At 65.0% G+C, this 19155-nt stretch carries 17 protein-coding genes; 15 read left to right on the top strand and 2 right to left on the bottom strand.

Annotated features, from left to right (window positions below; all coding sequences use genetic code 11):
• Positions 1-3: 3 nt before the first annotated feature.
• Entirely contained in the window at positions 4-3126 is a 3123-nt protein-coding gene (locus tag JQ507_15700; GenBank protein ID QRI72819.1) for an efflux RND transporter permease subunit, read from the top strand.
• Positions 3127-3136: 10 nt separating this feature from the next.
• On the opposite strand, the gene erpA is transcribed toward JQ507_15700, so the two are convergent.
• Positions 3137-3466 (bottom strand): iron-sulfur cluster insertion protein ErpA, encoded by a 330-nt coding sequence (erpA, locus tag JQ507_15705; protein ID QRI72820.1) that lies wholly within the window; start codon positions 3464-3466, stop codon positions 3137-3139.
• A 139-nt stretch (positions 3467-3605) separates the two neighbouring features.
• Between erpA and JQ507_15710 the strand changes: the two genes are divergently transcribed.
• The 12 genes from JQ507_15710 (at position 3606) to surE (ending at position 16182) form a co-directional block, all read left to right on the top strand.
• Positions 3606-4814: a deoxyguanosinetriphosphate triphosphohydrolase gene (locus JQ507_15710; GenBank protein QRI72821.1), complete on the top strand. Its 1209-nt coding sequence runs from the start codon at positions 3606-3608 to the stop codon at positions 4812-4814.
• A gap of 9 nt (positions 4815-4823) precedes the next feature.
• Positions 4824-6620 carry an arginine--tRNA ligase gene (locus JQ507_15715; GenBank protein ID QRI72822.1) on the top strand — a complete coding sequence of 599 codons (1797 nt, stop codon included), beginning with the start codon at positions 4824-4826 and terminating at the stop codon, positions 6618-6620.
• 118 nt (positions 6621-6738) lie between these two features.
• Positions 6739-8205 (top strand): SPOR domain-containing protein, encoded by a 1467-nt coding sequence (locus JQ507_15720; GenBank protein QRI72823.1) that lies wholly within the window; start codon positions 6739-6741, stop codon positions 8203-8205.
• A 46-nt stretch (positions 8206-8251) separates the two neighbouring features.
• Positions 8252-9274: a beta-N-acetylhexosaminidase gene (gene nagZ, locus JQ507_15725; GenBank protein ID QRI72824.1), complete on the top strand. Its 1023-nt coding sequence runs from the start codon at positions 8252-8254 to the stop codon at positions 9272-9274.
• Positions 9271-10092, top strand: a complete 822-nt coding sequence (locus JQ507_15730) for a segregation/condensation protein A (protein QRI72825.1) — start codon at positions 9271-9273, stop codon at positions 10090-10092. The genes nagZ and JQ507_15730 overlap by 4 nt, the downstream gene beginning before the upstream one ends.
• A 76-nt stretch (positions 10093-10168) precedes the next feature.
• Complete coding sequence (gene scpB / locus JQ507_15735) at positions 10169-11035, top strand: SMC-Scp complex subunit ScpB (GenBank protein ID QRI73352.1); 867 nt, start codon at positions 10169-10171, stop codon at positions 11033-11035.
• 147 nt (positions 11036-11182) lie between these two features.
• Positions 11183-11416 (top strand): twin-arginine translocase TatA/TatE family subunit, encoded by a 234-nt coding sequence (locus JQ507_15740; protein QRI72826.1) that lies wholly within the window; start codon positions 11183-11185, stop codon positions 11414-11416.
• A 161-nt stretch (positions 11417-11577) separates the two neighbouring features.
• Entirely contained in the window at positions 11578-12099 is a 522-nt protein-coding gene (gene tatB / locus JQ507_15745; GenBank protein QRI72827.1) for a twin-arginine translocase subunit TatB, read from the top strand.
• Positions 12096-12896, top strand: coding sequence for a twin-arginine translocase subunit TatC (tatC, locus tag JQ507_15750; GenBank protein ID QRI72828.1), 801 nt, complete (start codon positions 12096-12098; stop codon positions 12894-12896). Before tatB ends, tatC begins: the two co-directional genes overlap by 4 nt.
• 203 nt (positions 12897-13099) lie before the next feature.
• Positions 13100-14431, top strand: coding sequence for a serine--tRNA ligase (gene serS, locus JQ507_15755; GenBank protein ID QRI72829.1), 1332 nt, complete (start codon positions 13100-13102; stop codon positions 14429-14431).
• Positions 14432-14447: 16 nt separating this feature from the next.
• On the top strand, positions 14448-15335 hold the full coding sequence (locus JQ507_15760) for a hypothetical protein (protein ID QRI72830.1): 888 nt from the start codon (positions 14448-14450) through the stop codon (positions 15333-15335).
• A 79-nt stretch (positions 15336-15414) separates the two neighbouring features.
• Positions 15415-16182 (top strand): 5'/3'-nucleotidase SurE, encoded by a 768-nt coding sequence (surE, locus tag JQ507_15765; protein ID QRI72831.1) that lies wholly within the window; start codon positions 15415-15417, stop codon positions 16180-16182.
• A 9-nt stretch (positions 16183-16191) separates the two neighbouring features.
• Here surE and JQ507_15770 read toward each other — a convergent pair whose 3' ends face one another.
• Positions 16192-16569, bottom strand: a complete 378-nt coding sequence (locus JQ507_15770; protein QRI72832.1) for a response regulator — start codon at positions 16567-16569, stop codon at positions 16192-16194.
• A 370-nt stretch (positions 16570-16939) separates the two neighbouring features.
• Here JQ507_15770 and JQ507_15775 point away from each other — a divergent pair, with 370 nt between their 5' ends.
• Together JQ507_15775 and JQ507_15780 are read left to right on the top strand one after the other, a co-directional pair.
• Entirely contained in the window at positions 16940-17596 is a 657-nt protein-coding gene (locus JQ507_15775) for a protein-L-isoaspartate(D-aspartate) O-methyltransferase (GenBank protein QRI72833.1), read from the top strand.
• Between the two features lie 110 nt (positions 17597-17706).
• Positions 17707-19071, top strand: coding sequence for a LysM peptidoglycan-binding domain-containing M23 family metallopeptidase (locus tag JQ507_15780; protein ID QRI72834.1), 1365 nt, complete (start codon positions 17707-17709; stop codon positions 19069-19071).
• The last annotated feature ends 84 nt before the right edge of the window (positions 19072-19155 follow it).

A 19155-nucleotide genomic window follows, 5' to 3' on the forward strand; every position in this document is an offset into this window, starting at 1 on the left:
CCTATGACGCTGTCCGAGCTCTGCATCCGCCGCCCGGTCATGACGACGCTGATCACTGCGTCGATCATCGCCTTCGGCCTGTTCGGTTTCCGCCTGCTGCCGGTCTCGGCGCTGCCCAAGGTGGACTTCCCGACCATCGCAGTCACCGCGACCCTGCCGGGCGCCAGCGCCGACACCATGGCGGCCTCGGTTGCAGGGATCATCGAGCGTCAGCTCTCGACGATTGCCGGCATCTCCTCGATGTCCTCGAACTCGTCGCAGGGCACCAGCGTCATCACCATCCAGTTCGACCTCAACCGCAGCATCGATGCCGCGGCGCTCGACGTGCAGACGGCATTGACGATCGCGCAGCGCCGGCTGCCGATCGAGATGACGATCCCGCCGAGCTTCCGGAAGGTGAACCCGGCCGATTTCCCGGTGCTGTTCGTCTCGCTGGGGTCGGCGACGCTGCCGCTGTCGGCGGTCAACGAATACGGCGACATCACGATCGGGCAGGCGCTGTCGCAGCTGCCGGGGGTCGCGCAGGTCCTGATCTACGGCGCGCAGAAATTCGCGATCCGGGTCCAGGCCGATCCGGAGGCCGCGGCCGCCCGGGGCGTCTCGATGGAGGACATCCGCGCAGCGGTGTCGCGCGCCAATTCCTCCACCCCGGTCGGCACGCTGAACGGTCCCAAGCAGGACGTCGCGCTGCAGGCCTCCGGCCAGATGGACAAGGCGGCCGACTACCGCCAGATCTATGTCGCTTGGCGCAACGGTTCGCCGGTCCGACTCGACGAGATCGCCAAGGTCTATGACAGCGTCGAGAACGACAAGATCGCGACCTGGATGAACGACGAGCGCGCGATCGTGCTCGCGATCCAGAAACAGCCCGACGCCAACACCGTCGCCGTCGTCGACGCCGTTCTCGCAAAGCTGCCGTCGCTGCGCGCCGCGATCCCGCCCTCGGTAACGATGCAGGTGATGATGGACCGCTCGGTCTCGATCCGGCAGGCGGTCAGCGACGTCGAGGAGACCCTGCTGATCGCGATCGGGCTCGTCATCCTGGTGATTTTCCTGTTTCTGCGCTCGGCGTCGGCGACTTTCATTCCGGCGCTCGCGGTGCCGATCTCGCTGTTCGGCACCTGCGCTGCGATGTACGCGCTGGATTACTCCATCAACAACATGACGCTGCTGGCGCTGACGCTCTCGGTCGGCTTCGTGGTCGATGACGCCATCGTGATGCTGGAGAACATCGTCCGCCATATCGAGCATGGCATGAAGCCGTTCGAGGCGGCACTGAAGGGCGCCCGCGAGATCGGCTTCACCATCATCTCGATCACGTTCTCGCTGATTGCCGTGTTCATCCCGGTGCTGCTGATGGGCGGCATCGTCGGCCGCGTGTTCCGCGAATTCGCGGTCACGATCTCGGTCGCGATCATCGTCTCCGGCTTCGTGTCGCTGACCCTGACGCCGATGCTGTGCGCCCGCGTGCTGCGCGCGCATGATGCGACCAGGCGGCCGAACATCGCGCTGCGGGCGTTCGAGGCGATGTTCGAGGCCTGGCTGCGCGCCTATGAATGGGCACTGGACTGGGTGCTGGCCAAGAAGGCCTTGATGCTGGTGGTGACGCTCGCGACGCTCGGCGGCACAGTCTATCTCTACATGATCGTGCCGAAGGGCTTCTTCCCGCAGGAGGATACCGGCTTCCTGATCGGCGTGACGGAAGCCGCGACCGACACCTCGTTCGAGGCGATGAAGGTGCGCCAGCAGGCACTGGTCGACGTGCTCAGGACCGATCCGGCGATCGACTATGTCAATTCCACCGTCGGCTCCGGCGGTCCCAATTCGACCACCAATTACGGCCGGCTGTTCATTGCGCTGAAGCCGCAGAACACCCGCGACAACGCCGCTGTCGTGATCGGGCGGCTGCGCCAGAAGGCGCGCGAGATCCCGGGCATGCAGGCGTTCTTCCAGAGCGTCCAGAACCTCAACATCGGCGGCCGCATCTCCAAGAGCCAGTATCAATACGTGATGCAGAGCGGCGATACCGAGGCGCTGTACCGGCTGGCGCCTGAGATGCGCGACAAGATCGAGAAGATCCCGGGCCTGCTCGACGTCACCACCGACCTCTACATCAAGAACCCGCAGATGACAGTCGACATCGACCGCGAGAAGGCGGCGGTGTACGGCATCACCGTCGACCAGGTCCGCAACCAGCTCTACAACGCCTATGGTTCGCGGCAGGTCGGCACTATCTACATGCCGTCGAACGACTACCAGATCATTCTCGAGGTGCAGCCGCAGTTTCGGGTCGATCCGTCAGACCTCTCGAAGCTCTACATGAAGACCGCGAGCGGCCAGACCATTCCGCTGGATGCGGTGGCCCGGCTGGTGCCGACGGTCGGACCGCTGCAGATCAACCACCAGGGCCAGCAGCCGGCGGTGACGATCTCGTTCAATCTCGCGCCGGGCAATTCGCTCGGCTACGCAGTCGACAAGATCACCGAGCTCGAGCAGAATTCAAGCCCGCCGCCAACGATTGCGACCGGCTTCTCCGGCACCGCGCAGGTGTTCCAGGATTCGCTGCGCGGGCAGGGCGTCCTGATCCTCGCCGCGGTGTTCGCGGCTTTCGTCATCCTTGGCATTCTCTACGAAAGCTTCATCCATCCGATCACCATCATCTCGGGCTTGCCGTCGGCCGGTATCGGCGCGATCCTGACGTTGACGCTGTTCGGGATGGAGCTGTCGGTGATCGCAATGATCGGCATCGTGATGCTGGTCGGCATCGTCAAGAAGAACGCGATCATGATGGTCGACTTCGCGCTGGAGCGCCGCCGCGTGGGGTTGAGTGCCGAGCATGCGATCCGCGAGGCCGCTCTGCTGCGCTTCCGCCCGATCATGATGACGACGTTCGCGGCGATCTTCGGCACGCTGCCGATCGCGCTCGGTGCCGGCGCCGGTGCGGAGCTGCGTCAGCCGCTCGGCGTCGCCGTGGTCGGCGGCCTCTGCGTCTCACAACTGCTGACGCTGTTCATCACGCCTGTCATCTACATCTATCTCGACCGCATCGACCGCGGCCTGCGGCGCAAGCTCGACCCGCAGGCGGACGGTGACATCGAACGGCCGCAGGTGGTCGCGGCCGAGTAGCAGGCGGCGGTTAGATCGAGAAGCTGGTGCCGCAGCCGCAGGAGGCGGTGGCGTTCGGATTGACGACGCGGAACGAGGCGCCGATCAAATCGTCGACGAAGTCGACCTCCGAACCCGCGAGGAACGGGACCGAGGCGGGATCGATCAGCACCACGGCGCTGTCGCGCTCGATCACGAGGTCGTCATCGGCCTGGGTGCGCTCGACGTCGAACTTGTACTGGAAACCGGAGCAGCCGCCGCCCTCGACCGAAATGCGCAGCTTGGCGCCGTCGCCTTCCTTGCTGAGGATCTGCCCGATCCGGCGGGCGGCCCGTTCGCTGACGGTGATGGCAGCAGTCATATCGGTCTCCGAAACCTTGATTCGAGGCATGGTCGGATCGGATCATGCCCGGCGTCATAGCCAATTCATTTGGTCAGCCGCCTCAGGCATAGTTAAGTGCGTCGGACCATGGAATCAAATGGATAAGGACTAAAATACTGTGTCGGTCGGAATGGCTGCCCCCCGCGCGCCTTATGCCTGCGACCCCGACCACAGCCGCGGCCGGCTGGTCGCGGAGCCGCCGAGCCGGACCCGGAGCCCGTTCCGGCGCGACTGCGACCGGGTCATCCATTCCACCGCGTTCCGCCGCCTGAAGCACAAGACCCAGGTCTTCGTCTTCCACGAGGGCGACCATTACCGCACCCGGCTGACTCATTCGCTGGAGGTGGCGCAGATCGCCCGCGCACTGGCGCGCCAGCTCGGGGTCGACGAGGATCTGACCGAGACGCTGGCGCTCGCGCATGACCTCGGCCATCCGCCGTTCGGGCATGCCGGGGAGCGCGCGCTCGATGACTGCCTCAAGGATGATGGCGGCTTCGACCACAATGCACAGGCGCTGCGGGTCGTCACCTTGCTGGAACACCGCTATCCCGAGTTCGGGGGGCTGAACCTGACCTGGGAATCGCTCGAGGGGATCGTCAAGCACAACGGCCCGCTGACCGAACGCAACGGTGCGCCGGCCGGCCGCTACCTGGACAGCGGCCTTCCGGTCGGGATCGCCGACTACAACAGGACCTACGACCTCGAGCTCTGGAGCTACGCCTCGCTCGAGGCGCAGATCGCCGCCTTCGCCGACGACATCGCCTATGACGCGCACGACATCGACGACGGCCTGCGCGCCGGCCTGTTCGCGGTCGACGACCTCAAGGAGATGCCGCTGACCGCTGAAATCATCGCCGAGATCGATCGCCATTACCCCGGGCTCGATGAGGTCCGGCGCGGTGCCGAGCTGGTACGTGAGCTGATCTCACATTTCATCAATGCCGTCTTCAACGAGGCGAGCCGGCGCCTTGCGGCCGCCCGGCCGCAATCGGCCAAGGACGTGCGCCATCACAATGCGCCGCTTATCGCGTTTCCGGCCGAGGTGGCGGAGCAGGAGGCGGCGATCAAGGCGTTCCTGTTCCGGCGGATGTATCGCCACCAGCGGGTGATGATCGTGATGCGGGAGGCGGAGCAGGTGGTCCGCAATCTGTTCGAGCGCTACCGGCAATCGCCCGGCGACCTGCCGGCGGAATGGATCGAGGGCAGCGTGCAGGAGACCACGAACGCGCGGAACAGGCGGATCGGCAATTTCATTGCCGGGATGACCGACCGTTTCGCCCTGATCGAGCACCAAAGGCTTTTTGACTCGACCCCGGATTTGCGTTAGCGCCCTGCCATGGCCGACACCACTGCTTCACCACACCTTTTTGCCGACATGCTGACGCGCGTGCACGCGATCTGTGCCGCGGTCGGAGCCGAGGATAACTGGCCCGCGGGCATCGACCTCACACGCGTCGTGGTGGAGCCGCCGCGCGATGCCAGCCATGGCGACATGGCGACCAATGCCGCGATGGTGCTCGCCAAGGACGCCAAGGCCAAGCCGCGCGAGCTCGCCGACAAGATCGCCGCGCGGCTGCGCGCCGACGCGCTGGTGGCCTCGGTCGATGTCGCTGGGCCCGGCTTCATCAACCTGACCCTGAAGCCGCAGGTCTGGGCAGACGGGCTGCGCGCCGTGCTGGCCGCCGGCTCCGCTTACGGACGCAGCGACATCGGCAAGGCCGAGAAGGTCAATGTCGAATACGTCTCGGCCAATCCGACCGGACCGATGCATGTCGGCCATTGCCGCGGTGCCGTGTTCGGCGACGCGCTGTGCAGCCTGCTGCAATTCGCCGGCTTCGACGTTTGCCGCGAATATTACATCAATGATGCCGGTGCCCAGGTCGACGTGCTCGCGCGCTCGGCGTTCCTGCGTTACCGCGAGGCGCTGGGGCAGGACATCGGCGCGATCCCGGAAGGGCTCTATCCCGGTGATTACCTCGTGCCGGTCGGCGAGGCGCTCGTCAAGGAATACGGCGAGAAGCTGCTCGACATGACCGAAGCCGCGTGGCTGCCGATCGTGCGCGACAAGGCGATCGCCATGATGATGGAGATGATCAAGGGCGATCTAGCCGCGCTCAATATCCATCACGACGTGTTCTTCTCCGAGCGTTCGCTGATCACCTCGGGCAACAACAAGGTCGCCGAGACCATCGATTTCCTGCGCGCCAAGGGCGACATCTATGAGGGCCGGCTGCCGCCGCCGAAGGGCAAGCCGGTCGAGGATTACGAGGACCGCGAGCAGTCGCTGTTCCGCGCCACCGCGTATGGCGACGACGTCGATCGTCCGCTGATCAAGTCGGACGGCTCGTACACGTACTTCGCGTCCGATATCGCCAACCACCGCAACAAGTTCGAGCGCGGGTTCACCAACCTTATCGACGTGTTCGGCGCCGATCACGGCGGCTACATCAAGCGCATGCAGGCGGCCGTGAAAGCGGTGACCGCGGGCAAGGCGACACTCGACGTCAAGATCGTGCAGCTTGTGAAGCTGCTGCGCGACGGCGAGCCGGTGAAGATGTCGAAGCGGTCAGGCGAATTCGTCACGCTGCGCGAAGTCGTCGACGAGGTCGGCTCCGACGCCGTGCGGTTCATGATGCTGTTCCGCAAGAACGACGCGGTGCTCGATTTCGACCTCGCCAAGGTGATCGAGCAGACCAAGGACAATGCCGTCTTCTACGTCCAGTACGGCCACGCCCGCGGCCATTCGATCTTCCGCAATGCGCGGGAAGAAGCGGTTCCGGACCTGCCGACGTCCGACGAGGCCCGGCTCGCCTATCTGCGGAGCGCTGCGGTCGAACGGTTGACCGACCCGGCCGAGCTCGATTTGCTCAAGCGGCTGGCGCTTTATCCCCGGATGATCGAGGCCGCGGCGGTGGCACATGAGCCGCACCGAATCGCTTTTTATCTATATGATTTGGCCAGTGAATTTCATGCGCTTTGGACCAAGGGGCGCGATTTGCCCTATTTACGCTTCATTATCAATAATGATGCAGAGATCACGAGGGCGCGACTGGCAATGGTTCAGGGCGTCGTCTCGGTTCTGGCATCGGGCTTAGCTGTTCTAGGCGTCCACGCTCCGACCGAGATGCGGTAGGCAGGGGCATTTGGCCCTCACGAGTGGGGATTTGTGAGGGCATCTGGCAGGGGCCAACTCGTTCGGACCGGCTGTGCCGGCGATCTTGGCGCTGTCCCGAAGGGGATGCATCATCACGATGGCTGATCGATATCAGGACCGAAATTTTTCCGCCGACACGGCCTCGAGGGCCGACAGCGATCCGCTTGCTGAACTGGCCCGGCTGATCGGCCAGACGGATCCATTCGGCACCGCCAACAAGCCGCCGCCGCGTCCGCTGCAGTCGCGCGCCAATGCGCGGCCGCAACAGTATGAGCCGCAGGCGGAAGAGGACGAGACCCCGCCCGCAGGCCCGCCGCCCTGGATGCAGCGCGCGCGGCAGGAGGCGGCCCCGCCGCCGCCCGTGCAGCACACCGAATACGAAGAGCCGGAGCAGGACTATCAACCGAAGCCGGTGCATCCGCTGCACCGCTATGCGGCCCAGCAGGCACAGCCGCCTGCGCCCGCGCCGGTCGCGACCTATCGGCCGGTCGAGCCCCCCCGGCAGCCTGAGGCCTTCGACGAGGAGCCGCATTATCAGGCCAACGATCAGGGGCACGATACGTCGCGCTATGACGACGCGCTCTACGGCCAACTGGAGGCCGGTGAACAGGATCTGCAGCGCGATCCGTCCTATCCGGACGATCCCTACGCCTATGATGCCTATGAGGAAGAACCCGAACCGCGCAAGCGGAGCAGCGGCCTGATGACGGTCGCCGCGGTCGTGGCACTCGCGGTGGTCGGCACTGGTGGCGCGCTCGCCTATCGCAACTATGTCGGCTCGCCCCGAACGGGCGAACCGCCGATCATCAAGGCTGACAATACGCCGACCAAGGTGTTGCCGGCCCAGGCCGATGCGCCGGCCAAGACGCCGGACCGCATGGCGACGGGGGACGGCACCGAGAAGATCGTGTCGCGCGAGGAGACCCCGGTCGACGTCAATTCGAAGACCGCCGGTCCGCGCGTGGTGTTTCCGGCGCTGAACGCCAATGCGAATCCGCCGCCCGCCGCCAGCGTGCAGACGGCGCAGCCCGCGCCGGCGCCGATCGCCGCGAACGGGACCCTGCCGAACAATGAGCCGCGCAAGGTCCGGACGTTGTCGGTCAAGGGCGATTCGCCTGACGGCGCACAGGCTGCGGCCGCCGCGCCGGCCAAGCCGGCCGCAGCGAAGCCTCCAGTGTCGCGCGGCAACCCGTCGGCAGCCAATGCCAGTGTGAACGCGCCGATGTCGCTGACTCCGGGCGGCCAGCCCGACCCTGCGCCCGCCGCACCTCCGACCCGAATCGCGTCGACCTCGACGGCCTCGGTCGGTGGTGGCGGATACCTGGTGCAGGTGTCGTCGCAGAAGAACGAGGCCGACGCGCAGTCGTCCTATCGAACGCTGCAGGGCAAATATCGCAGCGTGCTCGGTTCGCAGCCTTTGGTGGTCAAACGCGTCGATCTCGGTGAGAAGGGCGTCTATTACCGCGCCTTCGCGGGCCCGTTCGCGTCGTCGGAAGAGGCGAGCCAGCTGTGCAAAAGCCTGATGTCGGCCGGTGGGCCGCAGTGCCTCATCCAAAGAAATTAACGGCCGTTTCCTTGACCCGTGAGCCGCATACGGCCTAATCGGCCGAATGACGAACCGCGGATTCATCACGGGCGTATCCGGCCTGATCCTCAACGACGCTGAACGCGAATTTATTCGCGCCGAGCGGCCATGGGGCTTCATCCTGTTCAAGCGCAACATCGAGAGTCCGGCCCAAGTGGCGGCTCTTATTGGGGAACTCCGGAAAGCGGCTGGCATGGCCGAAGCCCCGGTTCTGATCGACCAGGAAGGCGGGCGGGTGCAACGGCTCGGCCCTCCGCATTGGCCGGTCTATCCGCCCGGCGCGAGCTTCGGCGCGCTCTACGACATCGACCCGAAGCTCGGCCTTGCCGCGGCGCGGCTCAGCTCGCGGCTGATCGCGGCCGACCTGATCGACCTCGGAATATCAGTCGATTGCCTGCCTTTGGCCGACGTTCCCGTCGCCGGGGCGGACGCAGTGATCGGCAACCGAGCCTATGGAACCGAACCGGGCAAGGTCGCGGCGATCGCGCGTGCGGTCACGGATGGGCTGGAACAGGGCGGCGTGCTGCCGGTTCTCAAGCACATCCCCGGCCATGGCCGGGCCACGGCGGACAGCCATTTCCGGCTTCCAACGGTCGATACAGCCAGAGATGAGCTGGAACGGACCGATTTCGCCGCGTTCCAGCCGCTGGCGGACTTGCCGATGGCCATGACTGCACATGTTGTGTTTAGCGCGCTGGACCCCGTCCATCCGGCGACGACTTCTGCGACAATCATCGAACAGGTGATTCGCGGCCTGATCGGGTTTCAGGGTTTGTTGATGAGTGATGACGTGTCGATGAATGCGCTGGCCGGATCGATTGCCGAGCGGACCCGCGCCATCGTCAGCGCCGGTTGCGACATGATCCTGCACTGCAACGGCAATCTCGACGAGATGCGCGAAGTCGCGCGGGAAACGCCGGAACTGACCGGCAAGGCGCTTGAGCGCGCCAAGGCTGCGCTCGCTGTGCGGAAGCAGCCGGAGCCGCTGGACCGGCAGGCGGCGCGGGCTGAACTGGATGCGTTGTTGGATCGGGTAGGGACGGCATGACCGCTGAAATTCTATCGTTCGATACCGGGCGGCCGGCCGACCTTGCTGATGGCGAACCGGCGCTGGTGGTCGACGTCGAGGGCTACGAGGGCCCGCTCGACCTGCTGCTGACGCTGGCTCGGCAGCAGAAGGTCGACCTGTCGAAGATCTCGATCCTGGCGCTCGCCGACCAGTATCTCTCGTTCATCGAGGCAGCGCGCAAGATCCGCCTCGAACTCGCCGCCGACTATCTGGTGATGGCAGCCTGGCTCGCCTTCCTGAAGTCGCGGCTGCTGCTGCCGGAACCGCCGACCGCTGAGGGGCCGAGCGCCGAGGAAATGGCGACCGCGCTTGCCAACCAGTTGCGTCGTCTCGAGGCGATCCGTGAGGCGGCGAACCGGCTGATGAACCGGCCGCAGTTCCAGCGCGATATCTTCCCGCGCGGCAATCCGGAATCGATCGCCGAGATCAAGCATCCGAAGTTCACCGCGACGCTGTACGACCTGCTGTCGGCCTATGCCACGCAGCGCGCGTCGCGGGTGCTGACGTCGGTGCATCTGGCCAAGCGGACGGTGTGGTCGCTTGCGGAAGCGCGCGCCTCGCTGGAGCGGCTGGTCGGCATCGCCGAGGACTGGAGCTGCCTCGACGAGTACCTGATGAGCTACGTCGCCGATCCCACCCAGAAGGCGACGGTGTTCGCATCGAGCTTCGCCGCCGCCCTCGAACTGGTTCGCGAGGGTGAGATGGAAATCAACCAGAAGCAGGCGTTCGCGCCGATCTATTTCCGAAAGCGTCCAGCGCAAGCCGCAATGGCTGCGCCCGACCTGTCGGTTGAGTAAGTGGAAGAAGGAGAGCAGGCCGATGGCAAGCTTGGCGGAAGTGCGCAGAGACGAGCCCGAGGAGGAGGTTTCTCCGATGGATCATCCGGTGGCGCGGCCTGAGGAATTGCGGCTCCTTGAAGCCCTGTTGTTCGCATCGGCCGAGCCGATCGATCAGGCAACGCTGGCCAAGCGCATGCCTGACGGCGTCGACATCAAGCAGGCGCTGGCACAGTTGCAGGCGGAATATGCGCCGCGCGGCGTCAACCTGGTGAAGGTGGCGAACAAGTGGACGTTCCGTACCGCGGGCGATCTGTCGTGGCTGATGACGCGCGAGAGCACCGAGACCCGCAAGCTGTCGCGCGCGGCGATCGAGGTGCTGGCGATCATCGCCTACCACCAGCCGGTGACCCGCGCCGAGATCGAAGAGATTCGCGGCGTGGTGACGTCGAAGGGAACCATCGACGTGCTGCTGGAAACCGGCTGGATTCGCCCGCGCGGCCGCCGCAAGACGCCGGGCCGGCCGCTGACCTTCGGAACCACCGACGGCTTCCTGTCGCAGTTCAGCCTGGAAGCGCTCGGCGACCTGCCGGGGCTCGAGGAACTCAAGGGCACCGGCCTGCTCGATTCGCGGCTGCCGACCGGATTCTCCGTTCCGTCGCCATCTGACGATGCGACGCTGCGCGAGGATGAGGAGCCGCTCGAGCCCGGCGATACACTGGAACTGCTGTTGGCCCCGGCCGTCGAGCCGGAGGCCAAGGAACCGACGGCTGAGGTCGAGGCCGAAACCGAGGCCGCTACCGAGGTTGAAGCGACGGCCGAGACCGAAGCCGAGGTGGTCAGTGAGGCAGAGGCAGGCGAGCTTGACACTGCCGAGCCCGATGCCGATGAACCCGACGCCGACGAGCCGGACGATCGCGCTGACGACGCGGGCGATCACGACGGCGCCGAGAAGGGCGAATAGGGCGGAATATTCCCGGTTAAGCCTAGCAATATTACGTAGCCGCGACAGCGATTTGCCGCGGCAGAGGTCCTTGTTTTTGACACCCCGCGGGCCTAACTTCCGGCCATGTTCAGGCCGGTCCGCCGGCCATTTCTGGAGGGTTGCAGGATGGGTTCGCTTAGCATTTGGCACTGGATCGTCGTGATCGCAGTGGTCCTGCTGCTGTTCGGACGCGGCAAGATTTCGGACCTGATGGGTGACGTCGCCCAGGGCATCAAGGCCTTCAAGAAGGGCATGCAGGACGACGACAAGGTCGCAGACAAGACCGAGCCCACCAAGGCGATCGATCACAATGCGGCGCCGTCGGCAGCGCGCCAGGACGTCGGCAGCAAGGCCGTCTAAGGCGCTTGTACTGACGTGTATTTTCGACGTTTTTCTTCGCGCGAAACGGTGACGCCGTCGCACAGACGCGCTATGGACGCCGATTGAGAAAAGGCGCCGGCGGCCCCACATCCTGTTGGGAGCGATGGGGCCGATGGCGGCGCGCTTAGGCGGAACAATTCATGTTCGATATCGGGTGGAGTGAACTGGTCGTCATCGCGGTCGTCGCGCTGATCGCCATCGGCCCGAAAGAACTTCCGGGCGTGCTGCGCATGGTCGGACAATGGATGGGCAAGGCGCGCAAGATGGCCGCCGAATTCCAGGGCCAGTTCCAGGAAGCCATGCGCGAGGCCGAGATGGCCGACCTCAAGAAGAGTTTTGATGAGGTCAGGGAAGCCGCAACCGGCATCACCAGCGGCAACATCATGACCTCGCTGCAGAAGGACGTCACCGACGCCCTGCAGATCGACAAGCCGGTCGATGCGCAGGTCGCTTCCGCAATCGACGCACCGGTGACGTCAAGCGACGCACCGGTGACGCCCACAACGCCGGCCGAGCCGACGCCGGAAACCTTCGTCGAGGCCGAGACGCACGCGGCCGCCGGCGAACCGCTCGCGATCACCAATGAAGTGAAGCCCGAGCCTGCGCCGCACGACGTCACCCCGGCACAGCCCGACGTGCTCAAGGACGCGAGGGCGTCATGAGCGCCGAAGACATCGAGGCCTCCAAGGCCCCCTTGATGGATCACCTGATCGAGCTGCGCTCGCGGCTGATCAAGGCGCTGCTCGGCTTTGCCGTGGCCTTCATCATCTGCTTCTTCTTTGCCAAGCAGATTTTCAATGTCCTGGTCTGGCCGTTCATCTGGGTGGCGGGACCGGAGAATTCGAAATTCATCTACACGGCGCTGCTGGAGTATTTTCTCACCCAGCTCAAGCTCGCAATGTTCGGGGCCGCCTTCATCTCGTTCCCGATCGTCGCCGGACAGGTCTACATGTTCGTGGCGCCTGGGCTCTACAAGCACGAGCGCAATGCCTTCCTGCCGTATCTGATCGCCACGCCGATTTTCTTCGTGATGGGCGCGATGCTGGTCTACTTCGTGGTTTTCCCGATGTTGACGCGTTTTTCGCTCGGCATGCAGCAGACCGCCGGCGCGGAGACCGCGCAGATCCAGCTGCTGCCCAAGGTCGGCGAGTATCTCTCGCTGATGATGTCGCTGATCTTCGCCTTCGGGATCGCCTTCCAGCTTCCGGTGATCCTGACCTTGCTCGGTCGCATCGGCATCGTCACCTCGAAGATGCTGAAGGAGAAGCGGCGCTACTTCATCGTGATCGCGTTCATCATCGCTGCGGTGCTGACGCCGCCCGACGTGTTGAGCCAGGCCTCGCTGGCGATCCCGCTGCTCGCGCTCTATGAGGGCGCCATCGTCGCGGTCCGGATCGTGGAGAAGAAGGCAGCGACCACCTCGTCGACTGCGCCGTCGGCGACCAACCCCGCCGAGTAGGGCGGTTCAGGCCGCACATCCGCTGTCATACCCCGCGAAAGCGGGGTATCCAGTACGCTGGCGCCGCTCGGTGACGCACTGACGTCTCTGGAATACTGGATCGCCCGCCTTCGCGGGCGATGACAGTTGTGCTAGTTGAGGCACGCTGCAAAACGTTGACATACAACGGTATCTGCAAGTGCGACGTTAGGACCCCGACTCCCATGCACGACATCAAAGCGATCCGCGACAACCCGACAGCCTTCGACGCCGGCCTGAAGCGCCGCGGACTTGGGGCGCTGTCGCCGTCGCTGCTGGCGATCGACGAGAGGCGGCGTGCGGCGATCCTGGCCTCCGAGCAGGCCCAGGCGCGACGCAATGCGGCCTCCAAGGAGATCGGCGACGCGAAGAAGGCCAAAGACGAGGCGCGTGCGGCGAAGCTGATGGCCGAGGTCGCCGAGCTGAAGACCACGATGCCGGAGCTCGAGGCGGCGGCAAAGACGGCCGATGACGAGCTGACCAGAGAGCTCTCGTCGATTCCCAACCTGCCGCTCGATGAGGTGCCCGACGGCACCGATGAACACGGCAACGTTCAGCACCACGTGTTCGGCAAAGCGCGCGACTACGGCTTTGCACCGAAGCTGCATGACGATCTCGGCACCGCGCTCGGCACCATGGATTTCGAGGCGGCGGCCAAACTGTCCGGCGCGCGCTTCGTCGTGCTGAAGAAGGGACTGGCGCGGCTCGAACGCGCGATCGGGCAGTTCATGCTCGACCTGCACACCGGCGAGCACGGCTACACCGAGATCAACCCGCCGCTGCTGGTGCGCGACGCCGTGATGTTCGGTACCGGCCAGTTGCCGAAATTCGAGGACGACCAGTTCTGGGCGATCAAGGGCGAATTGCTCGCGACGCCGAATGCCGATCTGCGCAGCGAGCGGCTCGGCCTGATTCCAACCGCCGAAGTGTCGCTCACCAACCTCGCGCGCGAATCCATCCTCGACGAGAAGGAGCTGCCGATGCGGCTCACCGCGCTGACGCCGTGCTTCCGAGCCGAGGCGGGTGCAGCCGGCCGTGACACCCGCGGCATGATCCGGCAGCACCAGTTCACCAAGGTCGAGCTGGTGTCGATCACGACGCCGGAAGCCAGCAAGGACGAGCTAGAGCGCATGCTGTCCTGCGCCGAGGAAGTGCTGCGCCGTCTCGACCTGCACTATCGCGTGATGACGCTGTGCGCCGGCGACATGGGCTTCTCCGCGCAGAAGACCTACGACATCGAGGTCTGGATGCCGGGGCAGGGCGACGGTGGCGCGTATCGCGAGATCTCGAGCTGCTCAGTGTGCGGCGACTTCCAGGCCCGCCGCATGGATGCGCGCTACCGCGGTCCCGACGGCAAGCCGCGCTTCGTGCATACGCTGAACGGCTCCGGCACGGCGGTCGGCCGCGCCTTGATCGCGGTCATGGAGACCTACCAGCAGCAGGATGGCTCGATCGCGGTACCCGATGTGCTGCAGCCCTATATGGGCGGGCTCAAGGTCATCGAGCACGGCATGTAGAGCGAGGGCCAGTGCGATGCCGCTCCACCGTGACATCCACTGGCTTGGTCGACAATGGGCCGTCACCGGCCATGGTCTGCAACTGATCAATCAGAAGCAGATGGGCTACTACGACATCGAGGCCGCGCGCTTGTGGGAAGCCCGCGTCAGCGAGGTGCAATCGAAGGCGTGGATCGACCGGCCCGACTTCGACAAGGCGCTGGAGATCGCGCGCGGCAAATTCGCCCAATTGGCGCCGGCCGATTGGCCGCCGCCGGCAGCGGTTGCCGCACCGCCGTCTCCGGTCCGTCCGGCGGCGCCGCGCACTCACCTTGACGCAGCGTCGGTGCCCTCGATCGAGGAATTGCTGGCGCGGCTGAAATCGAAATCGGCTGCGCCGCCGCCGGTCGCTGGGCCGGCCGAGGTGGCACCCGCGCCGCCGCAGCAACCTGTGTCGCCCAAGCTTGAAACGACCAGGCCTGACACGCGCATGCCTGAGACGCCGACGCTTGAGCCTCGCAATGTCGAACCCGTCGGATCCGAGCCCCTCAAATCGGAGCTTCCGAAGCCGCCCCGGCCTGAAGCGCGCAGGGTCGAAACGCCCAAGGTTGAAGCTGAACCCGCCGAAGCTGAACCTGCCAAGACGGAGCCTGCCTACGCTGAGCCTGCGCAACGGGAGGCTCCCAAGCTTGAATCTCCGGAGCCCGAGCCGGTCAGGCCAGAAGCTCTCAAGGGCGATCTGCCTCAGGCGCCGGCGAGAAAGCTTGAGCTGCCGCCGCTGGTACCCGTGATAAAGAGCATTCGGAAGCCGGCCTGGCCGGTATTCGACCGCAAGATTGCCGGCAGCGGCAAGTTTCTGCAGCCGTGGCGCGTGACGTCGGCGAGTTGGCGCGGGCCTTCGTCGGGTTTGCCTCGGCGGCCCTAGCCGGTTAAGACGGCAGTCAACGCAAGAAGCCGCAACTCAAGAAACCGGCGTCGAATCAGAACAAGAGGCACTTTGACGGATGCGAATTCTCTGCACCAATGATGACGGCATCAACGCTCCGGGCTTGAAAGTCATTGAGCAGATCGCACGTGCCCTGTCCGACGACGTCTGGATCGTTGCCCCCGAGCTCGATCAATCCGGCGTTTCCCACTCGTTGTCGCTCAACGATCCGTTGCGGCTGCGCGAAGTCAGCCCGCGCCATTTCGCGGTGCGTGGCACGCCGACCGATTGCGTCATCATGGGCGCGCGTCACATCCTCGGTGACAAGCTGCCCGATCTCGTGCTGAGCGGCGTCAACAAGGGCCGCAACGTCGCCGAGGACGTGGTCTATTCCGGCACCATCGCCGGCGCGCTGGAAGGCACCATCCTGGGTTTTCCGTCATTCGCGTTGTCGCAGGAATTCTCGATCGAGACGCGCAACGCGCCGCTGTGGGACACCGGGCTGAAGTTCGGACCCGACATCATCCGCAAGGTGATCGGCGCCGGCGTGCCCAGGAACACGGTGATCAACGTCAACTTCCCGTCCTGCATGCCTGATGATGTCAAGGGCATCCGGATCACGCGGCAGGGCAAGCGCAATCAGGGCTTTCTGAAGATCGATCGCCGTCACGACGGACGCGGCAATCCATATTTCTGGATCGGCTTCGAGCGCGCCGCGATGATGGATACGCCGGCCGAGGGCACCGACCTTGCCGCGCTTGCTGCGCGCTACGTTTCGGTGACGCCGTTGCGGCTCGATCGCACCGATGAGGTGTTTTCGGAAACGCTGGTCGATACGCTGAAGTGATCTCGTGACCTAGACCGGCGCGCTGCGCATCGCGCTGGAGATCGCCTGGGCCAGTGTTTCCAGCTGGAAGGGCTTTTGCAGCGCCGGCCGGTCGCGATATTCCGGGGGCAGGCCGGATGAGCCGTAGCCGGTCGCGAAGATAAACGGGCGGTTGCGGGCGTTGATCAACTCGGCGACCGGCGTGATGACCTTGCCATTGACGTTGACGTCGAGGATCGCGAGGTCGAATTCGGTCGATTGCGCGAGCTTGACCGCCTCGCCGATTTCGCCGGCCTCGGCCGCGACACTATGGCCGAGCTCTTCCAGCATATCGGCGACCATCATCCGGATCATGACCTCGTCCTCCACGAGGAAAACTGAACAGCCCGCCGGCCGTATCGCTGTCATGATGGAATCCTTGCCCGTCCCTGAAATAGGCTCGCAAATAACACTACAGGGCGCAATGCAAACGTTTGAGGATTAGTCGGTTTCCGGCACGCGCCGCTGCGTCGCCTGATCGTCCTGACTGACTCGTTGCGCGAGATTCGTCCAGACTTTGGGCGGGGACAACGGCTCAACCGCCGCCCGCGCATCGTGGTGCTATCAGCGCGTCGCTACCGATTATATGGGAAGCTTGCGGATCGGCGCCAAGACGAATCGGAGCGCCGGTTCCTGACCGGGAACAAAAGGTGACGGGAAATTTTTCCTTAACGCGGTATTTCGGAATTCAATGTCATCTAGCAGGAGCAAGATTCCGCGCTGCTGCCCAGAGACGCTGATGAACATGGCCCTGAAGCCCGACCCCACCGAGAAGATGATGTTTCAGCTCACCCTACGGCGGCGAGGGGTCAGCGATCAGGCGGTGCTGCGTACCATGGAGGAGGTGCCGCGCGAGATGTTCGTCGATCCGCGCGATCGCAACGAGGCCTATCGCGACAGCGCGCTTGCGATCGCCTGCGGGCAGACCATCAGCCAACCCTTCGTCGTGGCCTACATGACCGAGCAGCTGCAGTTGCAGAAGGACCACCGCGTGCTCGAGATCGGCACCGGCTCCGGGTATCAGGCGGCGGTCCTGTCCCGGCTCTGCAAGCAGGTGCTGACCATCGAGCGCTACCGGACACTGGCGGATAGCGCGCGCGAGCGCCTTGAAAAGCTCGGCTATTACAACATCGAGGTGCTGCTCGGCGACGGCTTCGACGTTCCCCCGGGCGCGGGCGATTTCGACCGCATCATCATAACCGCGGCAATGGAGCAGATCCCGGAGAAGCTGCTGGAGCGGCTCGATCCGGGCGGCATCCTGATCGCCCCGGTCGGGCCGCATCAAGGCACCCAGACCCTGATCCGCGTGGTGCGGACCGAGAACGGCTTCGATCGCAAGGAGCTGGTCGACGTCCGCTTTGTGCCGGCGCTGCCGGGAATCGCGCGCGAATTGTGAATTCGGCGATTTGCTGCTTGGCACCAACGCCTTATTCGCAGGGTTAAGCGGTTATTTACTCGCGACGTGTTTACTCAAAACAGTCTTTTGTTGCGTACGAGTGAGTAACCATGTCTGGGGTAGTTGAGTTGCTTCGCTCGCGTCGCGTACCGCAGGTTGCGGTGCTGGCGCTGATGTCCATGGCTTTTGCCGGTTGCAGCGCCGATATGTCGTCGCGCTTCTCGCAAAACTCCTATTCACAAAATCCGTTTGCGTTCGATCCGCAGCCGACCGGCACTGTGCAGCAGGCGCCGCGCGAACTGCCGCAATACGCGCGGCCGCGGACCCAACCGCAATATTCGCAGTATCAGTCGCAGCCGTTGCCGCCGCCCGTTGCGGCGCCGCAATCCTATCCGGTCGCCGGAGGCGGCGTCTCCGGCGGAGGCCGTGGGCTTTCGTCCTACACCCCGCCGCCTGCACGCCCGCAGATCGAAGCCACCGGAAGCGTGCCGCATTCGGTCGCCGCAGCGCATGGCGGCACCACCATCATCGTCGGCACCAGCGACACGCTCGACGTCCTTGCGCGCCGCTACAATGTCTCGACCGCCGAGATCCTGCGTGCCAACGGCTACAAGGGACCGCGCGCGCTGTCGCCCGGCCAGCAGCTGATCATTCCGCGTCCAGGAGCGGTTGCCGCGGCACCTGCAATGGCCGCGCCTGCCACGCGGCCCGTCGCGGTGGCGGCCGCGCCTGCCGGCGTCCACTATGTCAATCGCGGCGATACGCTGCACAGCATCGCGCGCCAGCACCATATCCCGGTGGCCGAGCTCGCCCGTGCCAACAACCTCGATCAGTCGGCCAGGCTCGGCCTCGGCATGAAGCTCGTGGTGCCCGGCGCCAAGACCGCGATGGCGGCTCCCGCGCCGGTTGCGCAACCTATTGCCGCTGCACCGGTGGCTACGGCGGTTCCGGCCCCGGCCGTGGCCGCCCCGCGGGTGGTCGCCAGTGCGTTGCCGCAGCAGAGTGCCCGGCTGGTTCAGCCGACCGCCAGTGTCGAGCAGCCCGCAGCCGTCGCGGAGACGCCGGCGGCCAAGCCGGCCGAGACCACCAGTGCGCTGCCGACCTTCCGCTGGCCGGTGCGCGGCAAGGTGATCACCGCCTATGGCTCGAAGACCAACGGCAAGGTCAACGATGGCATCAACGTCGCGGTGCCCGAGGGCACGCCGGTGAAGGCCGCCGAAGACGGCGTCGTCGCCTATTCGGGCAACGAACTGAAGGGGTACGGCAACCTCGTGCTGGTTCGCCATTCCAATGGCTACGTCACCGCCTACGCCCATGCGAGCGAGGTCCTGGTCAAGCGCGGCGACACCATCAAGCGCGGTCAGGTAATCGCCAAGTCGGGCCAGACCGGCGAGGCCGGCTCGCCGCAGCTCCATTTCGAAATTCGCAAGGGATCGTCTCCGGTCGATCCGCTCCAGTTCCTCAACGGCGCGTAAGCGACGCGCCGGGACTTCCAAGTCTCACAACAAAGACAACGGGGGAAGCGCAAGCTTCCCCCGTTTTGTTTTGGGCTAAAGCAT

The sequence above is a fragment of the Bradyrhizobium sp. PSBB068 genome (genome assembly GCA_016839165.1).
Lineage (GTDB): Bacteria > Pseudomonadota > Alphaproteobacteria > Rhizobiales > Xanthobacteraceae > Bradyrhizobium.

What these genes read in the sequence shown, in the direction of transcription:
- JQ507_15740 (QRI72826.1), top strand. Translation starts at nt 11,183, where the DNA reads ATGGGTTCGCTTAGCATTTGGCACTGGATCGTCGTGATCGCAGTGGTC.
- tatC (QRI72828.1), top strand. Translation starts at nt 12,096, where the DNA reads ATGAGCGCCGAAGACATCGAGGCCTCCAAGGCCCCCTTGATGGATCAC.
- nagZ (QRI72824.1), top strand. Translation starts at nt 8,252, where the DNA reads ATGACGAACCGCGGATTCATCACGGGCGTATCCGGCCTGATCCTCAAC.
- JQ507_15775 (QRI72833.1), top strand. Translation starts at nt 16,940, where the DNA reads ATGAACATGGCCCTGAAGCCCGACCCCACCGAGAAGATGATGTTTCAG.
- JQ507_15770 (QRI72832.1), bottom strand. Translation starts at nt 16,569, where the DNA reads ATGACAGCGATACGGCCGGCGGGCTGTTCAGTTTTCCTCGTGGAGGAC.
- JQ507_15730 (QRI72825.1), top strand. Translation starts at nt 9,271, where the DNA reads ATGACCGCTGAAATTCTATCGTTCGATACCGGGCGGCCGGCCGACCTT.
- JQ507_15700 (QRI72819.1), top strand. Translation starts at nt 4, where the DNA reads ATGACGCTGTCCGAGCTCTGCATCCGCCGCCCGGTCATGACGACGCTG.
- JQ507_15720 (QRI72823.1), top strand. Translation starts at nt 6,739, where the DNA reads ATGGCTGATCGATATCAGGACCGAAATTTTTCCGCCGACACGGCCTCG.
- serS (QRI72829.1), top strand. Translation starts at nt 13,100, where the DNA reads ATGCACGACATCAAAGCGATCCGCGACAACCCGACAGCCTTCGACGCC.
- tatB (QRI72827.1), top strand. Translation starts at nt 11,578, where the DNA reads ATGTTCGATATCGGGTGGAGTGAACTGGTCGTCATCGCGGTCGTCGCG.
- scpB (QRI73352.1), top strand. Translation starts at nt 10,169, where the DNA reads ATGGATCATCCGGTGGCGCGGCCTGAGGAATTGCGGCTCCTTGAAGCC.
- JQ507_15760 (QRI72830.1), top strand. Translation starts at nt 14,448, where the DNA reads ATGCCGCTCCACCGTGACATCCACTGGCTTGGTCGACAATGGGCCGTC.
- JQ507_15715 (QRI72822.1), top strand. Translation starts at nt 4,824, where the DNA reads ATGGCCGACACCACTGCTTCACCACACCTTTTTGCCGACATGCTGACG.
- JQ507_15780 (QRI72834.1), top strand. Translation starts at nt 17,707, where the DNA reads ATGTCTGGGGTAGTTGAGTTGCTTCGCTCGCGTCGCGTACCGCAGGTT.
- surE (QRI72831.1), top strand. Translation starts at nt 15,415, where the DNA reads ATGCGAATTCTCTGCACCAATGATGACGGCATCAACGCTCCGGGCTTG.
- erpA (QRI72820.1), bottom strand. Translation starts at nt 3,466, where the DNA reads ATGACTGCTGCCATCACCGTCAGCGAACGGGCCGCCCGCCGGATCGGG.